Raw genomic sequence first — 6,212 nt, 5'->3', positions numbered from 1 at the left:
GCCTACGGCCCCTGGGGCGAGCCCAGCGACTGGACGGGCCCGCGCTTCCGCTACACCGGCCAGGCCGCCTTCCCCGAGGCCCAGGCCTACCACTACAAGGCCCGCGTCTACGATCCGGCCCTGGGTCGTTTCCTGCAGACCGACCCCATCGGGCAGGCGGATGATCCGAACCTCTATGCGTATGTGAAGGGGGATCCGGTGAATGAGACGGATCCGAGTGGACTGGCTGGGTGTGGGACTAAAATTCCAGGCCGTGACAGCGCGAACTGCAATTCTACGCTCGTTCTGCGGATGACGAAAAACATGGCAATGGCAGGAAGAGGCCTGACGCAGGTGCCAAGTCTAATATCTTTGGGTCGATTGCGCGAGCGGCTGAAGCATCGGCGCAGCAGGATATCAACCAGGGCGAAAGACTTGAAACGGGCGAAGGTCGAGCGGAGTATGCGGCTCAGGGAGGCGCGGGGTTGGCTTTGGGCGTTACAGTCTCTGCTGGCGGAGCTCTACTTTTGGAAGCGGGTGCGGTCGCTACCACTGGGCACGGTGCCCTTCGCGTAGGAGCGGCTGCTACCCGAGGGGGCACACTAGGGAGGTTCGAAGTAGTTGTTACTCGTGTTTTTGGGCAACGTGGCTTTCAAGCTGATGGCGCAGCAGTATACCGTCGAACTCTTGCGGACGGAAGGACGAATGTTGTCATTCAAAACAAGTCCGGCGAAATAATTACTACATTTAGGACTCTATCTGCGAAGTCACTATCTAGATTGTCAAAGCGATACGGATGGCATTAATGCAGTGTTGTTTTTGTGGATTATCGATTGCCCGAACGGACTCACTAGCGATTAGATTATCTATCATCAACATGAGCCGAAACGATAAGGATGCACCCGTACAGGGACTTTTTGCTCATGACTTATGCCTAGCGGAAAAGCTTCACGCATCGGTACCCTTCGACGGCGAGTCCCTTCGGGATTAAGCATGGAAGGATGGAAAGCGGGACACGTACTGATTTCGCAAGGTCAACTCGGTATGGGTGACGCCTGAGAAGACGCCCGTCCCCCTACCGCCCCGCCGCCTGAGCCCGTTCGCGTTCCTTCGCGTAGATTCGCGGTTCCCTTGAAGACCAGCCGACCCCCCGTTGTCGCGTGGGTGACTGAATGGGGTACAGGCACTCCAACCCACATCAGACCGCTCCCTACACCGGAAAAACACCTGCGACCCCCGCGTTCGCGGGGGTGACCGGAAGGAGCGGGGGTGTCGCGCTCGCCTGTTCGTGCTGTTCGTGTCGGTTCGTGGACAAACCCGTGCTGCGGCGCCGTCGCACGGCATCCCGGGCGAACCGCTGGATACGCTGAGGTCGGGTGAAGACAACCGCAGGGCGCCTGGAGGCACGCAGAGGGCCGCCCGGAACGCGCCCACCGCGCCGCCTCACCGCCGCCCTCTGCGCCGCTCTGCGTTTTCTGCGGTTTGACAGGGGCGCGGGCCACGTCACAGGTCGGCGTCGGCAGGCATCCCCCGGTCCGCTGCGCGGCCGGTGGATGACGCGCTTTGGGGGTGGACGGGTGACGCGTTCACCCGGTGGCGGCAAGACAGGCAACTACAGGGGATTGCGTCGACACCTTGCCCCTACATGCGCCCTGCCGGGCGACGCGCCGTTCGATCCGCTACCGCAGCCTCGCCCCATGTCGAATCCGCACGATTTGCACGACATCTAACCTGACCCGATACCGGATCAGATAGGGCGACACTGTCGCCAGTTCTCGCAACTCGCCGACAGGTCGACCTCGCTCAGGATGTTCGGCGAGGCTATCGCCCGCCAGTTTCAGCCGTTGGGCCATGCGTTGCGCCGCCGGCGGACGAAACTGGTGGATGTGCCTCTGGATCGCGGCCAGATCGGCCAGCGCGCGGAAGGACCAGACTACCTGAACCACGACGCGGGCGGCGGCGCTTCGTCGGGCGTACCCCAGGTGTCGAGCCAGCGCGCGACCTCATCGTGGGGGACCACGCGTCCGGCTTCGATGTCGGCCAGGCCCTCGGCGTCGGCTGCCGCCTCGGCCTCATGGTCGACGTCTTCGAAGAGGTTGGGTTCGGGCTTCACAACTTGGCTTTTGTCACATGCTGGCCCAGCGCGGAACTGCGGCTGATGGATCGGACACGTACAACCGGTGGATTGCGCCTCTCGCGCATCATCTCGGTCCCAACCCCTTCAACAACTCGGCCACCGCCGCGTCGAGCTGGGCATCGCGGAGGTCGCCCAGGGCGCGCTCGACGGGGATGTCGACCGGGCGGGGATTGCGTTCCATGTTCCTGCCGCCGGCGTCGTCGACGCGGATGAAGGGGACGCGGAAGACCGAGCCGTCGATCAGGTTGACCTCGCTGGTGTAGATCAGCCAGCCGGCGGTGGGGGTTCCCACGACCTTGCCGAGACCCAGCCCGCGATAGCCCTCCACGAAATTCTCGGCGTCCGACAGGGTGAATTCGTTGGTGACGACGACCGTGGGCCGGTCCAGGGCGCGCTGGCCCAGGTTCTGGCGGCTGGGCAGGCCGAACAGGCCGCGCGGGGTCATGGTCAGGAAATTCCGGCGCGTGAAGACGTCCAGGATCTGGCCATTCAGAAAGCCGCCCTGATTGTTGCGAAGGTCGATGACCACACCCTCGCGGCCCTGGTTCTGCGCGTCGAGGTCGATATTGAGCTGGGTCACGCTGGCGGCGCTCATGCCGGCAATGTGGACATAGCCCAGCCGGCCGCCGCTGGCGGCCTCGACATAGGCGCGGCGATCACGCGTCCACTGGCGATAGAGGAGGCCGGACGCCGTGCCGAGGGTCACCGGGCGCACAACCGCTTCGCGCCGCGCTCCGGAGGCAGACAAGAGGGTCAGGGCCGTGCGTTTGCCGATCCGGTCCAGCAGGTAGCTGTTCAGGTTGGCGCCGTCGCTGAGGGGGCGCCCATCCACGGCCAGCAGCCGGTCTCCGACCCGGATCGACCCCTCGATGTCGGCCGGGCCCAGGGCCACGATCTCGCGGACCGTCAGGCCCTGGCCAGTTTCATGGGCCTGCCTGTCGAACCGCAGGCCGAGGTCGCCCACGCGGGAAGCCGGTGCGGCACCGAAGCCTTCGGTTGGCCGGCTGACCCCCACATGGGACGAGTCCAGTTCGCCGACCATCAGGTTGATCACCCGCCGCAGTTCGTCGGGGGTCCGCGCGCCCTGGGCGAAGGGTTCAAACCGTGACCTTAGCGCCGCCCAGTCCCGGCCATGGAAGCCGGGGTCGTAGAAGTCGCGGTTGAGCGTCGACCAGGCCTGGTCGAAGATCACCTGTTTCTCGGCGTCGAAACGGACCGTCATCTCCGCATTGACGTCGATGGTCCGGGGCTTGGGGCTATCGACCGTGGTGACGCTGAGGCGCCCGCCGTCGAGGTAGTAGATCTGCTTCGAGCCGGGATCGAAAACGTAGCCGTCCTTGGACCGCCGCCCGCCGGTAAGTTGCTCCGGCGCCGGCGGATCGCGGGCCAGTTCATCCAGGCTGTAGGCGAACAGGTTGCGGTTGGACCGGTAGACCAGGGTCTTGCCGTCCGGGCTGATCACCGGCGTATCGACCGACGCGCCCAGCGGCAGGAAGCCCGCGCGTTCTCTCAGACCCTCAAAGGCGATCCGGATCGGCTCGACTCTGGATTTTTCGCCCTCTGTTTTCGGCGTGGGCTGGCTGACAAGGATGGTGCGAGAGGCGGCCATGGGGGCCGGCGGCGGGGCGGGCGCCGTGGGAAGGCCCTTGAAAAGGTCGCGGAAGGTGTCTTCCCGGTATCTGGGCGTGTTGGGCAGCAGGTCGATGCGGACGATGCCGCTGTCCTCATTGCGCTGGCCCGTGTCGAACAGGATGAAGCGGCCGTCCGGCGACCAGGCGATGGTGTCGCTGGTGGTCCCGTTGGCCAGGAAGCTGATGGGTCGGGCCTCACCGCCGCCGGCGGGCGCCACCCAGATGTTGCGGAAGGCCCTGCGGTCGGTCACCGCGAAGGCCAGCCATTTTGAGTCCGGAGACCAGGTGGGACGCGATCCCTGCCGTCGACCCAGGGCGCCCTTGAAAACCAGTGTCCCGGCCCGTGGCGGGTCGCCGCCGCCAAGGCTGATCACGCGCAACTCATCACGGCCGCGCACATAGGCCAGCGACTTGCCATCCGGCGCATAGACGGGCGCCCAGTCATAGCCGGCGGCGTCGGTCAGGAACCGCTCCGTGCCAGTGACGAAGTCATACTCGACGATCTGGCTGCCCAGGCCGCGTTCCGAGACATAGGCCAGCCGCCGGCTGTCAGGCGACCAGACCGGGCTGGACTCGGGTCCGGGGGTGTCGGTGACCCGCTGGGCCGCGCCGCCGTCCCTCGTGGAGGCGGCAAACACCTCGCCGCGGGTGATCAGGGCCACCTTCCGGCCGTCCGGCGAGAGGGCCAGGGCCTGGAAGCTGGTCTCGTTCAGGCGCCGCTCGCCGGCGGCGGCGGGGGCGCCGCGGAGCGCCACCGGGACTTTTGCGACGGCGCCTGTGGCCATATCCAGCCGCCAGATCTCGAACTCGCGCTCGAAGACGATGGCGCGGCCATCGAAGCTGATCGACGGAAACAGCACGCGGCCGTCCGTGAAGGTGGTGATGGCACGGGGGCGGGCGCCGGGTTCGAGCCCGAGGCGCCAGAGATTTTCGACGCCACCTTCGTCGCTCATGAAGAACAGCGTCTGGCCGTCGGCGCTCCACATCGGCCAGAGCCGTTTGGATGATGCGCCCAGCAGCCTGCGATATGCGCCAGTCTCGCCCACGGGCTTCAGCCAGAGCTCGGCCTCATCGATAGGGGCGTGACCGTTGCGCCACCAGTCGCCGCCGGAACGGCCCTTGGCCATCAGGGCCAGGGTTGCGCCATCCGGCGAGGGGGCAGCGTTGAATTCGTTGAGATAGCGCTCGCGGCTGACCTCCAGCGGCGTGCCTCCCGTGGCCGCGACCCGGAAGACGTCGTTCTGGCCGGCGATATCGTTGGCGGCCGAGGTAAAGTAGATCCACTTGCCATCCCGCGACCAGGCGTCGAGCCGTTCACTGGCGTCAGAGGTGGTCAGCCGCCGGATCTGACCTGTGGCCAGGGCCATCACATAGATATTGGTCGCGCCGTTGCGGTTGGACGTGAAGGCCAATTCGCGCCCATCCGGCGAGAACAGCGGGCGGCCCTCGGTGGCCGGATCGGTGACCAGCAGGCCCGCCGTGCCGCCAGTTGCCGGCACAGTCCAGATGTCGCCGCCGGAGACGAAGGCAATCTCCGCGCCATCCGGCGAGAGCGAGGGTTCGGCCAGCGTCGGACGCGGGGCGGCGAACGCCGGCGCGGCGAGCAGGGTCACGGCAGCCAGGACGAGGAGTCCACGGCGAAGGAAGCGGGTAGCGGTCTTTGACGTCACGCCTGCCAGACTAGGGCCAGGCTTGGCCAAGCGCCAGAGCAGCGGCGGCCTTAGTCCTTGGCGCGTTCCTGGTAGGAGCCGTCTTCCGTCAGGATCACCACCCGCGTGCCCGCCGCGATATAGGGCGGCACCATGATGCGGGCGCCATTGGCCAGGATCGCGGGCTTGTAGGAGGACGAGGCGGTCTGGTTCTTTACCGCAGGCTCGGTCTCTACGATTTCCACCGTGACCAGGCGTGGCAGTTCCAGGGCGATGGGGACGCCCTCGTGGGTGGATAGCACCACGGTCATGCCGTCCTGCAGCCAGGGCGCAGCGTCGCCCACCACATCCGGCGGAACCACGACCTGATCGTAGTTTTCCGGGTTCATGAAGTGATAGCCTTCGCCATCATTGTAGAGAAAGTTGTAGTTGCGGTCGTCGACGAAGGCGCGCTCGACCTGCTCCGTGGTCCGCCACCGCTCCGACACCTTCACGCCGTCCGAGATGCGCCGCATGCTCAGTTGGGTGACGGGCGTGCCCTTGCCCGGGTGGATATTTTCGGCGGTCAGAACGACGTAGAGCTTGCCCTCCATGTCGACGACGGAGCCCTTGCGCAGCGAGCTTGCGATGACTTTGACCATGGGTCCTCAGAGTCTGGGGCGGGGCCGGCGGACAAGGCCGCGCGATTCCGCTGATGAAATTCTTGTGGCGCCCCTATAGCGACTGGAGCCGAAATCGCCAGCCCCCAGCCGAGCCGCAACCTTGTCCGACATCGCTGAAAGTCCCTGGTGGTCGCCGGAGCGCCGCGCAGACCGC

At 66.0% G+C, this 6,212-nt stretch carries 5 protein-coding genes; 1 reads left to right on the top strand and 4 read right to left on the bottom strand.

The window, feature by feature from the left end:
* On the top strand, positions 1 to 555 hold a 555-nt coding region (locus ACIQ42_RS14610), incomplete at its 5' end, for an RHS repeat-associated core domain-containing protein (protein WP_397422991.1).
* Positions 556 to 1,658: 1,103 nt separating this feature from the next.
* Here the strand turns inward: ACIQ42_RS14610 and ACIQ42_RS14605 are convergent.
* The 4 genes from ACIQ42_RS14605 to efp form a co-directional block, all read right to left on the bottom strand.
* Entirely contained in the window at positions 1,659 to 1,925 is a 267-nt protein-coding gene (locus tag ACIQ42_RS14605; RefSeq protein WP_397422990.1) for a type II toxin-antitoxin system RelE/ParE family toxin, read from the bottom strand.
* Positions 1,913 to 2,092, bottom strand: coding sequence for an antitoxin (locus tag ACIQ42_RS14600; RefSeq protein WP_397399870.1), 180 nt, complete (start codon positions 2,090 to 2,092; stop codon positions 1,913 to 1,915). Before ACIQ42_RS14600 ends, ACIQ42_RS14605 begins: the two co-directional genes overlap by 13 nt.
* 88 nt (positions 2,093 to 2,180) lie before the next feature.
* Positions 2,181 to 5,360 (bottom strand): S41 family peptidase, encoded by a 3,180-nt coding sequence (locus ACIQ42_RS14595; RefSeq protein ID WP_397422989.1) that lies wholly within the window; start codon positions 5,358 to 5,360, stop codon positions 2,181 to 2,183.
* Between the two features lie 107 nt (positions 5,361 to 5,467).
* On the bottom strand, positions 5,468 to 6,037 hold the full coding sequence (gene efp, locus ACIQ42_RS14590) for an elongation factor P (RefSeq protein WP_397422988.1): 570 nt from the start codon (positions 6,035 to 6,037) through the stop codon (positions 5,468 to 5,470).
* Positions 6,038 to 6,212: the final 175 nt, after the last annotated feature.

It is taken from the genome of Phenylobacterium sp. (assembly GCF_044372605.1).
Classification (GTDB): domain Bacteria; phylum Pseudomonadota; class Alphaproteobacteria; order Caulobacterales; family Caulobacteraceae; genus Phenylobacterium.
Note: the sequence above shows the minus strand (reverse complement) of the source record. Positions and strands in the feature narration are given on the sequence as shown.

What these genes read in the sequence shown, in the direction of transcription:
- efp (WP_397422988.1), bottom strand. Translation starts at nt 6,037, where the DNA reads ATGGTCAAAGTCATCGCAAGCTCGCTGCGCAAGGGCTCCGTCGTCGAC.